Below are 16,657 nucleotides of genomic sequence, written 5' to 3'. Positions count from 1 at the left end.
TTAAAAACGGATCACAGTTTTAGAATTAACTAAAAACCTTTACTTCAAAGGTAACTTATTTTAACCTTAATAAAGTCATCAAAAATCAATTATTAATTCGCTAATGAAAATCGCTACATGGAATGTTAACTCAATTCGTACCCGTAAAGAGCAAGTAAAACAATGGTTAATGGAAAATAAAATTGACGTTATTTGTTTACAAGAAACTAAAGTTATGGATGGTGATTTTCCCGTAGATTTTTTTACCGACATTGGTTATCATCTCTATATTTATGGGCAAAAAGCCTATAACGGAGTAGCTATTTTTAGCCTTCAACCTTTAGAAGATATTAGATATGGTTTTTCTGGGGTTTTATCGGAAAATATTGTCGATAATTTTGATGAACAAAAAAGGGTAATTAGTGGGGTTATTAATAATATTAGAATAGTTAATCTTTATGTTCCTAATGGTAATTCTTTAGGTTCACAAAAATATGAATATAAATTAAGATGGTTAGAGATATTAAAACAATATTTAACTACTTTAAAAAATGAATATTCAGAGGAATTATTAGTCTGTGGAGATTTTAATATTGCCCTAGAAGATAAAGACATTTACAAGGCTGAAGGTAAGGAAAATCATATCATGGCTTCTACTTTAGAAAGAGATGCGTTAAAAGAAATTTTAAATTTAGGATTCGCTGATATTTTTCGTAAATTTACTGTGGGAGGAGATTATTATAGTTGGTGGGATTATCGTCAAGGAGGATTTAGTAAGAATAGAGGTTGGCGAATTGATCATATTTATTTAACGGATAAATTATCTCAAAAAGCCATTAATTGTTATATTGATACTAATCCTAGAAAATTAACTCAACCTAGTGATCATGCTCCTGTTATTTGTGAATTTTAAACAATTCTTTAAAAATTGATATTGATTGTTAATTATTTAAGACATTGCTAACATTTTTTCAATCGGTTTTAAGGCTTTGATTCTAGTAGATTCAGGAATTATAATTTGTGGGGTACGATTTTTTAAAGCTAAATAAACTTTTTCGAGAGTATTTAACCTCATGTGAGGGCATTCATTACAAGCACAGTTACCTTCAGGCGGTGCTGGAATAAATAATTTTTCTGGTGCATCTTTTTCCATTTGATGAATTATTCCCGACTCAGTGGCAATAATAAACTCACAGGAAGGACTTTTTAAGGCATATTTTAATAACGCAGTAGTTGAACCGATATAGTCTGCATGGCGTAAAATATGAGTTTCACATTCAGGATGTGCCAGAATTTCTGCTTGGGGATGTTGTACTTTTAGCTGAACAATTTTTTTCTCGGAAAAAGTTTCATGAACGATACAACTACCGTCCCATAATATCATTTTTCGTCCTGTTTGTTCCATGACATAACGTCCTAAATTCTTATCTGGTGCGAAGATAATGGGTTGATTTTCAGGAATTTGTTGTACAATTTTAACGGCATTAGAGCTAGTACAAATAATATCACTTAGGGCTTTAATTTCAGCACTACAATTAATGTAAGAAATAACGATATGATCAGAATACTGTGCCTTAAACTCACTAAATTTATCTGCTGGGCAACTATCAGCTAACGAACATCCAGCATTCATATCTGGTAATAATACTAACTTATTTGGGTTAAGAATTTTTGCTGTTTCTGCCATAAAATGCACTCCCGCAAACAAAATTACATCTGCCTCAGTGGAAGCAGCTTGTTGAGATAATCCTAAAGAATCACCAATATAGTCTGCTATATCTTGAATATCAGCTTCTTGGTAATAATGAGCTAAAATTACCCCATTTAGTTCTTTTTTCAAATCGGCGATCGCCTTAAATAAATCTTGGGGAATAGTGGGAGAAGAAGGAATAGTGGCAGTAAACACAATTAACAGCTTAAAACAAAAATAATTTATTGTTCCCATTTTAAGCTATTTGAATAATAATTTATTTATGACTCATCAGGAAAACGAATAATATCATCATCTCCTAAATATTCGCCATTTTGAATTTCAATCATAACCAAAGGCACAACCCCCGGATTTTCCACACGATGACGAGTATTCATCGGTACATAAGTTGATTGTTTTGGTAATAAAAATCTTTCTTCGCCATTAAAAATTACTCGTGCCGTTCCTGCTACTACAACCCAATGTTCACTACGATGATAGTGCATTTGAGTACTAATATGATGACCCGGTTTAACCATAATGCGATGAATACGATAATTACGGCCATCTTCTAATAAAGTAACAGTACCCCAAGGCGGAGTTCGAGTGTATTCGCTTTCTAATATTTCCTGATGAGCTGCATTATTATTGTCATTCATAAATTCTGAAATAAATTAAGATATTTTATTTATAACGAAAACTTACTCTTTTTTGGGTTATGATTTTCGGTTTTTCATCAAAATTCTTAAGTTTGAAACCCCTTCTTTCTCTATCAAAGTTAAATTAATATTAGGGCAAACAACAGTAGTTGCTTAATTGATAATTATTTCTCCTATCTCCTATTTTCTACACCATGCCACGCTAAACCATAAAATTGAATTGGTTTATTAACTTGAGTGGTAAATTTTACCCTTATTTTATATTCTCCTGTTTCAGGAATAGGGCAAAAAATATGTTCGACACTGTCAACTTTACTAATGGATGAGCAAGTAATTTTATTATTATTATTATTAATTAGCTCCAAATCTAAGTTATTTAATCCTTCATCTATAAAATTTTCTCCTAAGTCATATTCTTGATTATTATTAAGATCATTTAACTCAACTAATCGATCCCAAGCTAAAGTAATTGTAATAAAACTTTTGCCTTTTAAAGGTTGTTTAATAAAATAATCATGGGTTTGGCTTTTATCAATTTGAGCATAATTCCAGCCCACAGAAGGTACTTTTTCCTTATAATTATACTGCCCTGCTTCTAATTGTTTATAAGCTCTCATGGTATTTAGATGTCCTGTACCCATTTGTATATGTAAAGGAATTTCAGGATTATTATAAGCATCACTTTCTAACCAAGTTTGATTATTTTGAGTAAAAACAGTGCGAGTCATTCCTAATAAATTACCATCACCTAAATCTTTTAATTTATCAGCTGAATTAAGTAAAATTGCTTTCATTACTTCATGTTGTCGATAATCCTTTGTAAAAATAGACGATTTTTGTCGTAGAAAATTATTTCCAGCCTCATGTAATAAAGCCACCGAAGCGGTAATATGAGGAGCAGCAAAACTACTACCAGTGACTTGCTCAATTTTCCCATCAACGTTATAAACAGAGATTCTATTACCCGGAGCTAGTAAACTAATACTACGTCTAGGACCAACATTAATTTCTTGTCTAGTTAAACCCTTAGCAATCCCCAAAGGAGAAATACTTAAATTAGCAAAATCAACTTTACTAAAAATGCCATTTTTTTTCATGCTATAGGCGGTGGTAATGCCATTATAATTATCCGTTGGAATTGGTATTCCTCCTTTTCCTTGATTTCCTGCTACTACATAAAGAACATTGTGTATTCTAGCTGACCAATCTACGCATTGAGTTAATAAGCTATTACCATCTAATTGAGGATTTTCTCTCTTATCCCTTGCTAAAGACTCTCCAAAACTGAAATTAATCGCCCTTACTGTACCACCATTTTGTACGGCGATATGATTTGTAGTAATACATTCTTCTGGTTGTCCTGCATTTTTGATGGAGCCCACCGCACCAGAATATAAATTCGCCCTTGGTGCGATACCTGTAAATTTTTTCTGATTACTGATCATCACCGAAGCCACCATCATGGCATGATTATCAATATGGTTATTAGATTGAGCTGGTTGATTTCGGTAAAAAAGACGAGTTATGGGTAACTTTTTATAGAAAGTGCTTACTTTATCTAAACCAAATTGTTTTGGCCTTCCAATTTCAACTTGACCTATACTAACCTTACGTCCTTGTAAATTATAAGGCTCTTGTTGTAACCTTAATACATCAATACCTTTTTCTGATAATGAGTTATTTAAGGCGACAACAGGAAAAGTAAAACAAAGTATATTTAAGCCAACAGTTAAAGAGATTATTATTTGTTTCATTAATCTTCAATAGTGTGTCCTACTTCCATAATAACTTTTTTAATTTCATGGACTGTTTTACTCGTGGTTATAGAAACTATTTTTGTACCAACATCAACACTAATTTGTCCTTGAGGATCATAATTTTCCATTGCTTTAGTAATAGTATTTGCACAAACTTCACAGGCGATACTTGGTACTTTTAACGTAATTATCATATAAGTTAAGTGGTTATATATAGAGCAAAATTAAAATGACAATTAATCTATAGAAATGATCATTTTTTCTTAATTTGCGCAAAAATTGCATTATTTAGAAGGAGAAGAATAATATTGTTTATCTAAAGATTGTTGTTGTAATTCATTGACTTGTTTTTCTAATTGTTCAATTCTATCTAATAAAGTTTTAATGACGGTGGCTTCAGAATCTGGTAAATTACTATGATCAAGAGGATCAACTTTTACTCCAGAACGGTAAACGACACGCCCCGGAATACCTACTACAGTAGAATCTGAAGGTACATCCTTTAACACTACAGAACCAGCACCAATACGGACATTACTACCGATTAAAATATTACCTAAAACTTTTGCACCACCACCGATTACTACATTTTCCCCTACGGTAGGATGACGTTTGCCGCCGTGTTTTCCCGTACCGCCTAATGTGACACCTTGATAGATGAGACAGTAATCACCAATAATAGCAGTCTCACCTATGACGACTCCCATGCCATGATCAATAAATACACTTTTACCGATAGTTGCCCCGGGATGAATTTCAATACCTGTAAAAAAACGTCCTAAATGGGAGATTAAACGAGGTATCACAGGTAATCTTAAATTATAAAGCCAATGAGAAAAACGATGAAGTACTAAGGCTTGTAAACCGGGATAACAGAGTATTACCTCTAACCAGTTACGAGCGGCTGGATCTCGTTCAAAAATTATCTTAAAATCAGCAATGAGTGATGAAAGCACGGTTAGCTAGTTTTTGTTTCAATTTTTACTATTCATATTATCTCTTATTGACATAGTTTTGATAATTCGTATTTTCCACGCCTTGTCAAAATTATACTTCTGTTAAACTTAGATGTTGCACCCCATTAAATACGAGAAGGGGCAAAGGGATTAAAATTGACTTAAACTATACTAAAATTGATTTTTTAACTTTTGATTATTAAGTATTTTTGATCTAATGCAAGATCTCAGTTAGAAATAAAATTATTAACACACAAAAGTAATTAATCATCCTCGATTACTCAAGACGTGGAATAATTGTTGGTTGCTAAAAAAATTTTACAGTTTCAGATGGTGGTTATAATATTTGTTTTATTTAATTTTTAATAAATCAATGCAAAGAAGACAATTTTTAACCAATGCAGGAATTAGTGCGGTAACTTCTGCGACTTTAGTTTCTTGTCAAAGTCAAGATAAATCTACTGTTACAGCTAATAGTCTTCCTGAAATTAAGTGGCGTATGGTGACGAGTTGGCCTAAATCCTTAGATACTATTTTTGGTGGAGCACAATTAGTTTGCGATCGCCTAAAAGAAATGAGTGGCGGAAAATTCACCATAACCCCTTATGCGGCGGGGGAAATTGTGCCCGGATTAGAAGTTTTAGATACGGTACAAAATGGTACAGTGGAATGCGGACATACCGCAAGTTATTATTACATAGGAAAAAATCCTGTTTTAGCCTTTGCAACATCTGTACCTTTTGGGCTGACAGCAGAACAACAAAACGCATGGTTATATCATGGAGGTGGTTTAGAAGCCATGCAAAAGGTATATAGTGAGTTTAATATTATCAATTTTCCTGCAGGTAACACTGGGGCACAAATGGGAGGATGGTTTAAAAAAGAAATCAAGTCTTTAGGGGATTTAAAAGGCTTAAAAATGAGGATACCCGGATTAGGCGGTGAAGTAATGGCAAAATTAGGGGTTAACGTACAAGTTTTGCCCGGAGGTGAAATTTTCTTAGCACTTGATCGAGGTGCTATAGATGCGGCAGAATGGGTAGGTCCTTATGATGATGAAAAATTAGGTTTAAATAAAGCAGCACAGTACTATTATTATCCCGGATGGTGGGAACCTGGACCAACTTTAGACGTTTTAGTGAATAAATCCGCTTGGGAAAAATTGCCTTTAGAATATCAAAGTATGTTTATGGCGGTGGCAAAAGAAGCCAATCTAAATATGTTGTCACAATATAATTTTCTTAATCAACAATCTCTAGCAACTCTTATCACTGGGGGTACAAAATTAGTTATTTATCCTCAAGATATAATCACCGAAGCACAAAAAATTGCCACGGCTATTTATGATGATAATTCCACTAAAGATCCTAATTTTAAAGCTATTTATGAACAATGGAAAACCTTTAAAAAAGGTATTGTTAAATGGAATACTATCAATGAATTAAGTTACGCTAATTTTATTGCTAGTAGTTCATAATTGACCATTGAATTATATATTTTGATGATTCTACTATGTTCTAATTTCCATAGCCATAAATTTTAAATTAATTTATATTATTATAAAGCTATATAGTTAATTAAAACAAAAAAATGGTCATAGAATCAAGTTGGATTAATGGTTTAATTGGTGGTATTTTAATCGGTGTTAGTGCCACAATTTTACTTGCTTTTAATGGGCGTATTGCAGGAATTAGTGGCATGATTAATGGCGTTTTAGAGTTTTCTTCTGGAGGAAGTTGGCGGATTCTTTTTCTGGGTGGAATGTTAATGGGCGGTTTTATCTACGAATATTTATTACCTTTGCCTAATACTCCTTCTGGAGATTTTAATTTATTTCTTCTGATTCTCGGTGGTTTTTTAGTGGGTTTTGGTACAAGAATGGGAAACGGTTGTACTAGCGGTCATGGAGTTTGTGGTTTAGGTAGATTGTCTGTGCGATCGCTTACAGCAGTAGTGAGCTTTTTAGCATCGGGAATGATAACAGTATTTATAATGAAACATATTTATTAGATAAAAAAATGACCAGTAAACAGAATTTAATGGCTTTAATTAGTGGTTTATTATTCGGCTTAGGATTAGCAATATCTCAAATGATTGATAGAGAAAGAGTCATTGGTTTCCTTGATGTCACGGGAAATTGGGATGCAACTTTAATATTTGTTTTAGGTGGTGCGGTAGGAATAACAATAATTACTTTTCGGTTTATTTTACCTTTAAAAAATCCTTTTTTTGATACCAAATTTTATTTACCTACTAGCAAAGATATTGATATACGTTTGATATTAGGTGCAGTTATTTTTGGTATCGGTTGGGGTATCTCTGGTTATTGTCCAGGCCCTGCTGTTACTTCTTTGGTACAATTTAATCTTAGTCCGATAGTCTTTATTTTAGCTTTTATTGGTGGTTCTTTCGCTTATAAATCTATAGATTAACATTATAATGTTACCTTCAAAATACTTAAAGGATCATAACCTAATTGCAGTGCAATCCTTTCTTTGGCTAAAATGCGATATTCCCAAAAATGTTCACCAGTCAAGCATAAAACCAAATACATAACTAAAACTTGAGGTTTTTTCCATAAAATTGTACCTAATTGTTGCCAAAATTGTCCTCGAATTTCCTGACGACAAATGCCTTGATGCCAAATTAAGTTACTGATGACTCGTAATCCTACATTTAAAGGTAATTTTTTTGTTTGTTGCCAACCAGTTTTGACATTAATATTGAGACATTGTTGAAAACAGCGATGAAGATAAGTAGTTGGTTCGTATAACATCCAAAATCCTTCAACATATTCTTTAGCAATTTCAGCAATAGCTCTTGTCGGAATAAAATTCATCAAGGCATTTTGATCTCCCATTGCCGTGTTACTCATATTTTCAATTAAACGGTTTTCCTCTTGCAATCTTGTCCAAAGTGCTGTATTTGGCAAGGCTTGAAGAATACCTAACATGGGTTGTGGGATATTCGTTTCTGCTACAAACGCTTGAATGCGATCGCCTGCACCTTTACGCTCACCATCAAAACCAAGTATAAATCCAGCATAAATTAACAACCCTGCTTGATTTATTTTGTCACAGGCTTCCACGAGGGAATTACGAGTATTTTGAACTTTTTTAGTGACATGAAGACTATCTTGATCGGGAGTTTCAATGCCAAGAAAAACGCCATAAAACCGAGCTTGTGTCATCAATTGTAATAATTCATCATCTTCGGCTAAATTGACTGAGGCTTCCGTCAAAAAAGTGAAAGGATAATTATGTTGTTTTACCCAAGGGATTAATTCTCGTAAAAAAACCTTGACATTACGCTGATTACCGATAAAATTATCATCAACGATAAAAACTGAACCTCTCCAACCTAAATCATAAAGAGTTTGTAATTCAGCTAAAGCCTGAGAAGGATTTTTAGTGCGAGGTTTTCGACCATAAAGACTAATTATGTCACAAAATTCACAGTTAAAAGGGCAACCACGAGAGAATTGAATTGCCATCATAAAATAAGCATTCATTTGTAATAAATCGAAACGAGGCATGGGGCTAATAGTCACATCAGGTTTATCCATAGAGCGGAAAATACCTTCAGTTTGCCCTTGATTTAAGGCTTCTAAGAATTTGGGTACAGTCATTTCTCCCTCGTCTAAAATGAGGTAGTTTGCTCCAGAATTTAAGGCATCATCTGGCACAGATGTGGGGTAAGGACCACCTACAGCGACTTTTTTACCCCATTCCACCGCTTTTTTGATTAAATAGTGGAAATCTGGCTTTTGTACCAACATTGCCGAAAGAATGACTATATCGCACCACTGCCAATGTGCATCGGTTTCTAAACTGACATTGCGATCGAAAAATTTAATTTCCCAATCTTGGGGTAACAATGCCGCAACGGTAATAATCCCTAATGGTGGAATTACCGATTTAAGTCCTGCCATCTCCATAGCACGATCATAAGACCAAAAAGATTGCGGAAATTGAGGATAAAGCAATAATGCTTTCATAGTAAAACTCCCACAAAAAAGTGTTTAATAAGTTGATGAAAAAATAATTTAAAATGTGATATTTGTTGAGAGATACTATAAATTTTTTAGTCTTGTAAATATTCTTAATTTATTTGAAAAAGTTTCTTAAATAGTAAAGTAATTCTAGTTTTAAGTAAAATATTAATTCTCTCAAGTTTAAAGTCATAAAATATTTTGAAAACGTTTTTTTTTAATTTTAAAATTAGCTTATTCCCCTCTCATTGTAATCTTAAATATTTTTTTATCTGTACGGTATAGTACGCTTTTTCCCCAAAATAAATTCTAATAGTTTTATTTATATAGCTTAGAGAAAATCTTAAAATAATATGTTGTTTTTAAAATAAAATCTAATTATTAACTTTTACTGCTAATTATGATGAATAATTCTCGATTTTGGCAAAAAATACAGCCTTATTTATTTTTACTTCCTGCTTCAATAGTTTTATCGATAATTGTTTTTTTTCCTGCCATACAAGCCTTTTCTCTAAGTTTTACCCGTTTTGAATATGACTTAACTCAAACCCCTGAATGGGTGGGATTAGAGAATTTTGAAAGATTATTTCAAGATAAATTATTCCGCCAAACCGTAATTAATACTTTTATTTATTTAATGGGAGTTGTACCACCTTTAGTTATTTTATCTCTGTTTTTAGCCATTTTAGTTAACCAAAAATTTAAAGCTATTAACTGGTTTCGCACAGCTTACTATACCCCTGTAGTAATTTCAATGGTGGTAGCAGGATTAGCATGGAGAGCGATTTACTTATCAAATGGTATTTTAAACCAATTTTTCTTTAGTCTTGGTTTTAAGCAAGGAATTCCTTGGCTAACCAGTGCTGATTGGGCGATCTGGAGTCTGATGATTGTTACAATTTGGAAAGGCTTAGGGTATTACATGGTTATTTATTTAGCAGGATTACAAGGCATTTCCCCTGAATTGTACGAAGCAGCCGCCATTGACGGTTCTGATGGTTGGAAAAAACACTTAGATATTACAATACCTTTAATGAAACCTTATATCTTTCTTGTAGCGGTTATTTCTGCTCTTAGTGCGACAAAAGTTTTTGAAGAAATTTATCTTTTGACTCAAGGAGGCCCTCAAAATGCTACAAAAACCGTTGTATTTTATCTTTATGAAAAGGCTTTTAAAGAGCTAGATATAAGTTATGCTTCCACTATGGGTTTAGTATTATTTGTCTTTATTTTAATATTATCTATCGCTAATTTATCTTTATCTCGTAAAGTGTAAAATAATAATAGACATTTCAAATTATCCTTATTAATTGACTATTTACATTCATTTAATCAATAAAATTTATCCTTTATTCAAGTATATTTTTTCTTATGAATAATACTCTTATTACTCCTATTAAATCCTCAGAAATTCGACCAGTGATAGCAAAGTTACAACCGCAATTAGTTCATTGGAGAAGAAGATTACATCAGTATCCCGAATTAGGTTTTAAAGAAGTTTTAACCGCTGATTTTATTGCCGAAAAATTAAATGATTGGGGTATTGAATATCAAACTTCCATCGCAAAAACAGGCATTGTTGCCACTATCAAAAGTCATCATCAAGGAAAAGTTTTAGCCATTCGTGCGGATATGGATGCTTTACCCATTCAAGAAGAAAATGAAGTATCTTATTGTTCAAAACATGACGGATTGATGCACGCCTGTGGTCATGATGGACATACGGCGATCGCTTTAGGTATAGCGTATTATTTAGCACATAATCGAGATAAATTTCAAGGGATAGTAAAGATTATATTTCAACCAGCGGAAGAAGGGCCAGGTGGTGCAAAACCCATGATGGAAGCAGGAGTGTTACAAAATCCAGCGGTAGATGCAATCATAGGGTTACATCTATGGAATAACTTACCTTTAGGCACAATAGGAGTAAGAGAAGGTGCATTGATGGCGGCGGTAGAATGTTTTAAGTGTGAAATATTAGGTAAAGGTGGCCATGGGGCAATACCAAATCAAACTATTGACTCTATTGTGGTAGGATCTCACATAGTCAACGCTTTACAAACTATCGTCTCTCGGAATATTTCTCCCATAGATTCGGCGGTGGTTACTGTCGGAACATTTCATAGTGGTACTGCATTAAACGTCATTGCTGATACAGCCAGAATAAGCGGTACAGTACGTTACTTTAATCCTACTTTAGAAAAATATATCGGTGAAAGAATTGAGGCTATTATCAGTGGAATTTGTCAAAGTCACGGTGCAAAATATAAACTAGATTACTGGCAACTTTATCCTCCCGTTATCAATCATCCTCGCATCACACAATTAGTGAAATCCGTCGCTTTAGAAATAGTCGAAACTCCTTTAGGAGTAGTGCCAGAATGTCAGACAATGGGAGGAGAAGATATGTCGTTTTTCTTACAAGAAATACCCGGATGTTATTTTTTCCTAGGTTCAGCTAATGCCCAAAAAGGTTTAGACTATCCTCATCATCATCCTCGTTTTGACTTTGACGAGACTGCTTTAAGTTTAGGAGTAGAAATCTTTGCTCGTTGTGTAGAAAAATTTACTAACTTTTAAACATATAGAAAAAAGATAATTAATTCTTCCTTTTAACCATAGTTTTATCAAAGATTAATACACAACAAAAAGTAATTACTGTTTAAAAAAACTGTTAGCAATTATAACAATTTCTTCCGCCAAGTCAAAATCTTTTTGAGTAATTCCTCCAGCGTCATGGCTACTTAGATGAATAGTAATCTTGTTGTAAGATATTTCAATATCAGGATGATGACCAGCTTTTTCCGCAGGTATTACTAACTTATTGACAAATTCTATGGCTTGAATAAAGTCTTTAAATTTATAAGTTTTACTTATAGCTTGTCCGTTAGTTATCCAATCAGGAAAGTTAACTAATTTTTGTCTAATTTCTAATTCATTTAAAACCATAATTTTCTCACTTTTGATATTATTTGTTTCTATGATAACAGGAAGTATATTTTGTATAAACATTTTATAAATTAATAATAATTTTAGCAGGTTGGTCGATAAATTTTACTGATACAATGATCATAGTTAATATTGATAACTAAATCCGTTATTTCAGGGTTTTTTGTAAGAGGTTTAATATAAATATCGGGATGTAATGCTTTCCAAAAATAATGTACAAATTGCTCAATTTCTTTGTCATTCATCCCTGTTTTTCCTCCCTTAATCATTTTATGTTCAGCTTTTTTTCGCCATTGTAAACTATATTTATAATCTTCGGGATTTAGTATTATTAAGTAATCTAATTTTTCCCACAACGGTATATATTCTTTTAATCTTTCATTACAATCTAGCGCAAATTGCTTATCTTCTTTCGTCACAATGGGATAAGGTGGCTTTATAAATGCTTTTTCTGTCACTGGTTTTACTCCCACAAACCAACCTTCAAAAATAATCATTTCTCCTTGAGTTACTATTTCTGAATTATATATACAATCACCACTACCATGATAAAGAGACTTATCAAAGCGAGGCATGGCAACGGGATATTGACGTTGTTGAAGTTTATTTAAAATTTTGATACCTAATTGTACGTCATGAGTAATCGGAGGGCCACGCCAAATTAAACGACAATCTATTTCAAGGAGTTTTTGTCTTTCATGATAAGTTTTATATAAATCATCTAAAGAAAATCCTACATTAGACAAGTTTAAGTGTTGCCAAATAAGAGGTAATATTTTTGTTAAAGTAGTTTTTCCTGTACCTTGTCCGCCTAAAATACCTATAGTTAAAGGGTGAGATTGTTGACTTTTTTTATCTGCTAATTCTAAAGCTAAAGGAAGCCAAAAATACCACAGATTGTGAAGATTATTAGTTTTATTTGTAAGTTTTAATTGATTAAATAATAGATTTATTTTAGGATATAATAACGGTAAAATGTCAAGTTTTTTCTGCAATAAGTTACAATTATTTTTAAATGCTAAAGGATATTTATTATTCTGGTTATCATCTTTTAATACTTGTAATTGTGATGATGATAATTGATTTTTTTCTATCCATTCAAATAATAGATTAATAACTAATGATTCCATAGATTTTAATGATTAATTATCTCCCCTATTTTTTTGAGTAATAAACTAGGTTGTAATGGTTTAAGCAAAAATTCATCAATGCCTGATGTCGATAAATTTTCCCATTGATTCCCGTTAATTGCTTCTTGAATTACAATTAAATGTAAATTATTATTAGCCTCAGATTTTAAGTTTTTAGAAATCTCTAAAGATATTTTTTGATTTTGTTCTAAGATAACAATTATAGGATTAATTAACTTGATTCTATTAATAGCTTCATGTATATCTACTAACCAAATAACTTGATAATCAGCAGCCGTTAATAATTCACATAAAAAAGTACCTATCTCATCATCATCACAAATAATCACAATAGTTTTATTAATTTTAAAATCGACAATTTCTTTTTGATTTGTTAGGGGTTTTAAATTATTTTTAGTTTCAGAATTAGGCAAAAATACCGTAAAAATAGAGCCTTTTCCCACAATAGATTGAACTTCAATTAAACCTCCATGTAACTCCACTAAATGCTTAGTTAAAGCTAATCCTAAACCTGTACCTGAATGAGTACGAGTACGATAATTTTCTAGTTGTTGAAACTTAGTAAATAAGAGAGAAATTTGCTCTTTATTAATGCCAATTCCTGTATCTTCTATTTGAAAAATTGCTTGATTTTTATTCCTACTTATAGTAATTATTACTTCTCCTCCTGAAGGAGTAAATTTTATCGCATTATCTACCAGATTTAATAGTATTTGATATAGTCTTTCTCCATCGGCAAAAAAATTGTCTAAATCAGGAGTGACTAAGTTATTTAACTTGATACTTATTCCTTTATTTCTAGCAATTTCTAAACTAGATAAATAAATCATTTTACTAACATTTTCTAAGGAAATTTGTTCAATATAAAGGAGAGATTTTCCCGCTTCAATATCAGCGAAATCTAAAATATTATTGATTAAATTTAATAATTTTCTACCACTATCTTGTATAATTTTTAAATATCGAATTTGTTGCTCATTAGATAAGTTATTTTTCATGGTATCTTTAGACCAATGAAGTAATGTTCCTGATAGTCCGATAACACAGGTTAAAGGTGTTCTTAATTCATGACTAATACTACCTAAAAATTCTGTTTTTGATTGATTAGCTATTTGTGCAACGATTAAAGCATCTTGTAATTGTTTAGCTTTTGTTTCTATTTGTTGTTCTAATAATTTCTTTTGTTGTTCTAATTTTTGACAAGAATTATATTGATAAATTGCTACTGCTAAATATTCGGAAATATTTTTAAGAAAATTCACTTCATTGCTTTTCCATTTTCTCACATTAAAACATTGATGGGCGATTAATAAACCCCATAATTCATTTTTTACAATAATTGGTATGGCAATTTTAGCTTTTACTCCTAACTTTTCCATGACTTCTTTTAAACAACTATTAAGATTAGAATTATTAACATCTTCTATCGCTAAATGAAATCCATTAAGATATTTTTCTTCACAATTTTGTATATTTTTAAAACAACTTTCTTCTTGAAAATTTAACAAAGAAGGAATAATTTGATTCGCTTTTGCTTCATAAGTTACCGTATCGATAAACTGAGTTTCTTCTGAAAATTCTTGTTGAATTGGCACTTTTATTTGGTATATTAAAAGACGATCTATTTCTAATAGTGTTTGTACTTGTTCAATGGTCATTTTAATAATAATTAATAAATCCACATCCTGCTGTATTTGTTGAGTAACTTGATGTAAAATTCTTTCTTGTTCGATTTTATTTTTTAAGATAATTTCAATGGATTGAGACTGATAATATTCTTTTAGGCAACCATCTTGTAGTGTTAATGGTTTTGTTAAGATTTGTAAGATAGCAAAGATAAAATTTTGATGATCTAAATCTTCTTTTTTGTGTTGAAATAAGATAGAATTGATAGTCAATAATTGTTCATTAGAAATAATTAATTTATATTGAATTAAATCTAAAAAATCTAAAATTTCATAATGATCAAAGGTTATTGTTATTTGATAATATTGTTCATCAATTTGTTTTTCTAGTAATAATAAACATTGCAATTTAGGAGAAATAAATAATTGAAAACTCAAAAAATTATGGATATTTTCTTGAGAGACTAAATCTGATTCATTAAGATATATTATTTCTTCACGGTTATTCTTATTTACTAAGTTTTGCCAAAGATGACTAATGTTAGTAAACATTTGATAGGTAATAATTTTGCTAATAAAGGATTGATTGGGAGTAAACATTAATTAAAATTTTAAAAAGAAGGCACTTTGGTAAAATGCAGAATAAGAAAAGAAAAACTGTTAATTTTTTCCAGAGAATTTTATATTCTTATTTTTCTAACTCACTTTACTGTTAGTTTTTCTAGCTCAACAAATACCTATTACTATCATCTCTGTATTTGTTTTATTTTGGTAAAATTGTAATGTTTTCTAAAGATTAATCTAAAATTTATGATTAGTGGTATAGATTAATTTTGGTATTGTTATCGATAAATTGTGGCTTTCCATTTTCATCAACCGCACCAAATTTTTGAAAATATTGATTAATCTCCGAAGGTAATTCAGGAAAATTAAATAACTTATCACCATGAGCAATATCTGCCCAAAAATGCTTTAATAATGGTGCATATTCTTGTGCTTGTGTCACGGATAAATTTAGAGGGGGTGATGTTAATATAGTCATCATAAAGGTAAATGAGTGATCGCTAGTCCATTTTGCGGAAAAATCCCCTAAATTTTTCTTTTGTGGCAATTCAGTGATACGATGAGATTCAATAATTAATTGATTATCCTTTAACTCTAAAATGCGATAAGGATGAGGATAGGTAATTAATGAGCCTGTAGTAATTTCATAAATATTTTTATAAGTGGCGATGTCTTGTATATGTAAGTGTCCTGTAAAAATAAATTTAACCTGATATTTTTCTAAAATAGACAATAAACGAGAAGCATTATCTAACATATATCTTTGTCCTAAAATATGGTTAGATTGTTGAGGTAAGTGTTCAATGACGTTATGATGAATCATCAACAAGACTAATTTATCGGTAAGATTTGAGAGGATTTCTTCTAACCAAGTAAATTGATTTTCACTCAAGCAACCTAACTGTTTTCCTCCAGCATTAAATTGATTAGAATTAAGGGCGACTAACTGTAATCCGTCTGATACTTCACAGGTATAATCTAAATTTTCGGTGTTTTGATAGCCAAATTGTTGATAATAATGGGGAAAATCAGCAACAGCAATAGTGGTTTCATTCCCCGTTAAACTAGGAATATCATGATTACCCGGAATCACATACACTGGATAAGGTAAAGTAGCTAATTTTGCTTTTAACCAACGATGATTAACTTTTTCGCCATCTTGAGTTAAATCTCCGGGTAACAAGAGAAAATCGATATTTTCGGTGTTTAAATGTTGTAAAACGACTTCTAAGGCATTTATGCTGAATTGAGTTAAATGAAAACGATTAGCATTGGAGTCGATGGTTTCAGGTAAAGCTATATGTAAATCACTAGCGATGGCAAAACGTACATTCAT

At 31.5% G+C, this 16,657-nt stretch carries 16 protein-coding genes; 6 read left to right on the top strand and 10 right to left on the bottom strand.

Annotated features, from left to right (window positions below):
* Nucleotides 1-103 precede the first annotated feature (103 nt).
* Nucleotides 104-892 carry an exodeoxyribonuclease III gene (gene xth, locus ACEW8E_RS04170; protein ID WP_373479083.1) on the top strand — a complete coding sequence of 263 codons (789 nt, stop codon included), beginning with the start codon at nt 104-106 and terminating at the stop codon, nt 890-892.
* A 36-nt stretch (nt 893-928) separates the two neighbouring features.
* Here the strand turns inward: xth and nadA are convergent, their stop codons facing one another.
* The 5 genes from nadA to cysE all read right to left on the bottom strand — a co-directional run bounded on the left by nadA (nt 929) and on the right by cysE (nt 5,041).
* Entirely contained in the window at nt 929-1,885 is a 957-nt protein-coding gene (gene nadA, locus ACEW8E_RS04165; protein ID WP_373479096.1) for a quinolinate synthase NadA, read from the bottom strand.
* A 65-nt stretch (nt 1,886-1,950) separates the two neighbouring features.
* Nucleotides 1,951-2,328 (bottom strand): phosphomannose isomerase type II C-terminal cupin domain, encoded by a 378-nt coding sequence (locus ACEW8E_RS04160; protein ID WP_373479082.1) that lies wholly within the window; start codon nt 2,326-2,328, stop codon nt 1,951-1,953.
* A 173-nt stretch (nt 2,329-2,501) separates the two neighbouring features.
* Nucleotides 2,502-4,082, bottom strand: a complete 1,581-nt coding sequence (locus ACEW8E_RS04155; RefSeq protein WP_373479081.1) for a S8 family serine peptidase — start codon at nt 4,080-4,082, stop codon at nt 2,502-2,504.
* Complete coding sequence (locus ACEW8E_RS04150) at nt 4,082-4,279, bottom strand: heavy-metal-associated domain-containing protein (RefSeq protein ID WP_373479080.1); 198 nt, start codon at nt 4,277-4,279, stop codon at nt 4,082-4,084. The genes ACEW8E_RS04155 and ACEW8E_RS04150 overlap by 1 nt, the downstream gene beginning before the upstream one ends.
* Nucleotides 4,280-4,369: 90 nt before the next feature.
* Nucleotides 4,370-5,041 carry a serine O-acetyltransferase gene (cysE, locus tag ACEW8E_RS04145; RefSeq protein WP_373479079.1) on the bottom strand — a complete coding sequence of 224 codons (672 nt, stop codon included), beginning with the start codon at nt 5,039-5,041 and terminating at the stop codon, nt 4,370-4,372.
* Between the two features lie 373 nt (nt 5,042-5,414).
* Between cysE and ACEW8E_RS04140 the strand changes: the two genes are divergently transcribed.
* The 3 genes from ACEW8E_RS04140 (at nt 5,415) to ACEW8E_RS04130 (ending at nt 7,473) form a co-directional block, all read left to right on the top strand.
* A complete protein-coding gene (locus ACEW8E_RS04140; protein WP_373479078.1) occupies nt 5,415-6,518 on the top strand; it encodes a TRAP transporter substrate-binding protein in 1,104 nt (367 codons plus the stop codon).
* Nucleotides 6,519-6,631: 113 nt separating this feature from the next.
* Nucleotides 6,632-7,051 carry a YeeE/YedE family protein gene (locus tag ACEW8E_RS04135; protein WP_373479077.1) on the top strand — a complete coding sequence of 140 codons (420 nt, stop codon included), beginning with the start codon at nt 6,632-6,634 and terminating at the stop codon, nt 7,049-7,051.
* Nucleotides 7,052-7,059: 8 nt separating this feature from the next.
* The gene (locus ACEW8E_RS04130) at nt 7,060-7,473 is read left to right on the top strand and encodes a DUF6691 family protein (RefSeq protein WP_373479076.1); all 414 of its coding nucleotides are present in this window, start codon (nt 7,060-7,062) and stop codon (nt 7,471-7,473) included.
* 2 nt (nt 7,474-7,475) lie between these two features.
* On the opposite strand, the gene ACEW8E_RS04125 is transcribed toward ACEW8E_RS04130, so the two are convergent.
* Nucleotides 7,476-9,038, bottom strand: a complete 1,563-nt coding sequence (locus tag ACEW8E_RS04125) for a B12-binding domain-containing radical SAM protein (protein ID WP_373479075.1) — start codon at nt 9,036-9,038, stop codon at nt 7,476-7,478.
* 394 nt (nt 9,039-9,432) lie between these two features.
* Between ACEW8E_RS04125 and ACEW8E_RS04120 the strand changes: the two genes are divergently transcribed.
* Together ACEW8E_RS04120 and ACEW8E_RS04115 are read left to right on the top strand one after the other, a co-directional pair.
* Nucleotides 9,433-10,308, top strand: a complete 876-nt coding sequence (locus ACEW8E_RS04120) for a carbohydrate ABC transporter permease (RefSeq protein ID WP_373479074.1) — start codon at nt 9,433-9,435, stop codon at nt 10,306-10,308.
* Between the two features lie 95 nt (nt 10,309-10,403).
* Nucleotides 10,404-11,612 carry a M20 family metallopeptidase gene (locus ACEW8E_RS04115; protein ID WP_373479073.1) on the top strand — a complete coding sequence of 403 codons (1,209 nt, stop codon included), beginning with the start codon at nt 10,404-10,406 and terminating at the stop codon, nt 11,610-11,612.
* Between the two features lie 75 nt (nt 11,613-11,687).
* On the opposite strand, the gene ACEW8E_RS04110 is transcribed toward ACEW8E_RS04115, so the two are convergent.
* The 4 genes from ACEW8E_RS04110 to ACEW8E_RS04095 all read right to left on the bottom strand — a co-directional run bounded on the left by ACEW8E_RS04110 (nt 11,688) and on the right by ACEW8E_RS04095 (nt 16,657).
* Nucleotides 11,688-12,044, bottom strand: a complete 357-nt coding sequence (locus tag ACEW8E_RS04110; RefSeq protein ID WP_373479072.1) for a 4a-hydroxytetrahydrobiopterin dehydratase — start codon at nt 12,042-12,044, stop codon at nt 11,688-11,690.
* Between the two features lie 20 nt (nt 12,045-12,064).
* A complete protein-coding gene (locus ACEW8E_RS04105; RefSeq protein ID WP_373479071.1) occupies nt 12,065-13,111 on the bottom strand; it encodes a glycerate kinase in 1,047 nt (348 codons plus the stop codon).
* A 5-nt stretch (nt 13,112-13,116) separates the two neighbouring features.
* Nucleotides 13,117-15,357: an ATP-binding protein gene (locus tag ACEW8E_RS04100; RefSeq protein ID WP_373479070.1), complete on the bottom strand. Its 2,241-nt coding sequence runs from the start codon at nt 15,355-15,357 to the stop codon at nt 13,117-13,119.
* Nucleotides 15,358-15,571: 214 nt separating this feature from the next.
* Nucleotides 15,572-16,657 carry a metallophosphoesterase gene (locus ACEW8E_RS04095; protein WP_373479069.1) on the bottom strand — a complete coding sequence of 362 codons (1,086 nt, stop codon included), beginning with the start codon at nt 16,655-16,657 and terminating at the stop codon, nt 15,572-15,574.

The sequence above is a fragment of the Geminocystis sp. genome, from assembly GCF_041753295.1.
In the GTDB taxonomy this organism is placed as follows: Bacteria; Cyanobacteriota; Cyanobacteriia; order Cyanobacteriales; family Cyanobacteriaceae; genus Geminocystis.
The sequence above is the reverse complement of the archived record's forward strand: the minus strand, read 5'-3'. Positions and strand labels throughout refer to the sequence as shown.

Excerpts from the sequence above, each read along its gene's own strand:
- xth (WP_373479083.1), top strand. The coding sequence starts at position 104 with ATGAAAATCGCTACATGGAATGTTAACTCAATTCGTACCCGTAAAGAG.
- ACEW8E_RS04160 (WP_373479082.1), bottom strand. The coding sequence starts at position 2,328 with ATGAATGACAATAATAATGCAGCTCATCAGGAAATATTAGAAAGCGAA.
- ACEW8E_RS04155 (WP_373479081.1), bottom strand. The coding sequence starts at position 4,082 with ATGAAACAAATAATAATCTCTTTAACTGTTGGCTTAAATATACTTTGT.
- ACEW8E_RS04150 (WP_373479080.1), bottom strand. The coding sequence starts at position 4,279 with ATGATAATTACGTTAAAAGTACCAAGTATCGCCTGTGAAGTTTGTGCA.
- ACEW8E_RS04140 (WP_373479078.1), top strand. The coding sequence starts at position 5,415 with ATGCAAAGAAGACAATTTTTAACCAATGCAGGAATTAGTGCGGTAACT.
- ACEW8E_RS04135 (WP_373479077.1), top strand. The coding sequence starts at position 6,632 with ATGGTCATAGAATCAAGTTGGATTAATGGTTTAATTGGTGGTATTTTA.
- ACEW8E_RS04130 (WP_373479076.1), top strand. The coding sequence starts at position 7,060 with ATGACCAGTAAACAGAATTTAATGGCTTTAATTAGTGGTTTATTATTC.
- ACEW8E_RS04125 (WP_373479075.1), bottom strand. The coding sequence starts at position 9,038 with ATGAAAGCATTATTGCTTTATCCTCAATTTCCGCAATCTTTTTGGTCT.
- ACEW8E_RS04120 (WP_373479074.1), top strand. The coding sequence starts at position 9,433 with ATGATGAATAATTCTCGATTTTGGCAAAAAATACAGCCTTATTTATTT.
- ACEW8E_RS04115 (WP_373479073.1), top strand. The coding sequence starts at position 10,404 with ATGAATAATACTCTTATTACTCCTATTAAATCCTCAGAAATTCGACCA.
- ACEW8E_RS04110 (WP_373479072.1), bottom strand. The coding sequence starts at position 12,044 with ATGTTTATACAAAATATACTTCCTGTTATCATAGAAACAAATAATATC.
- ACEW8E_RS04105 (WP_373479071.1), bottom strand. The coding sequence starts at position 13,111 with ATGGAATCATTAGTTATTAATCTATTATTTGAATGGATAGAAAAAAAT.
- ACEW8E_RS04100 (WP_373479070.1), bottom strand. The coding sequence starts at position 15,357 with ATGTTTACTCCCAATCAATCCTTTATTAGCAAAATTATTACCTATCAA.
- ACEW8E_RS04095 (WP_373479069.1), bottom strand. The coding sequence starts at position 16,657 with ATGAATGTACGTTTTGCCATCGCTAGTGATTTACATATAGCTTTACCT.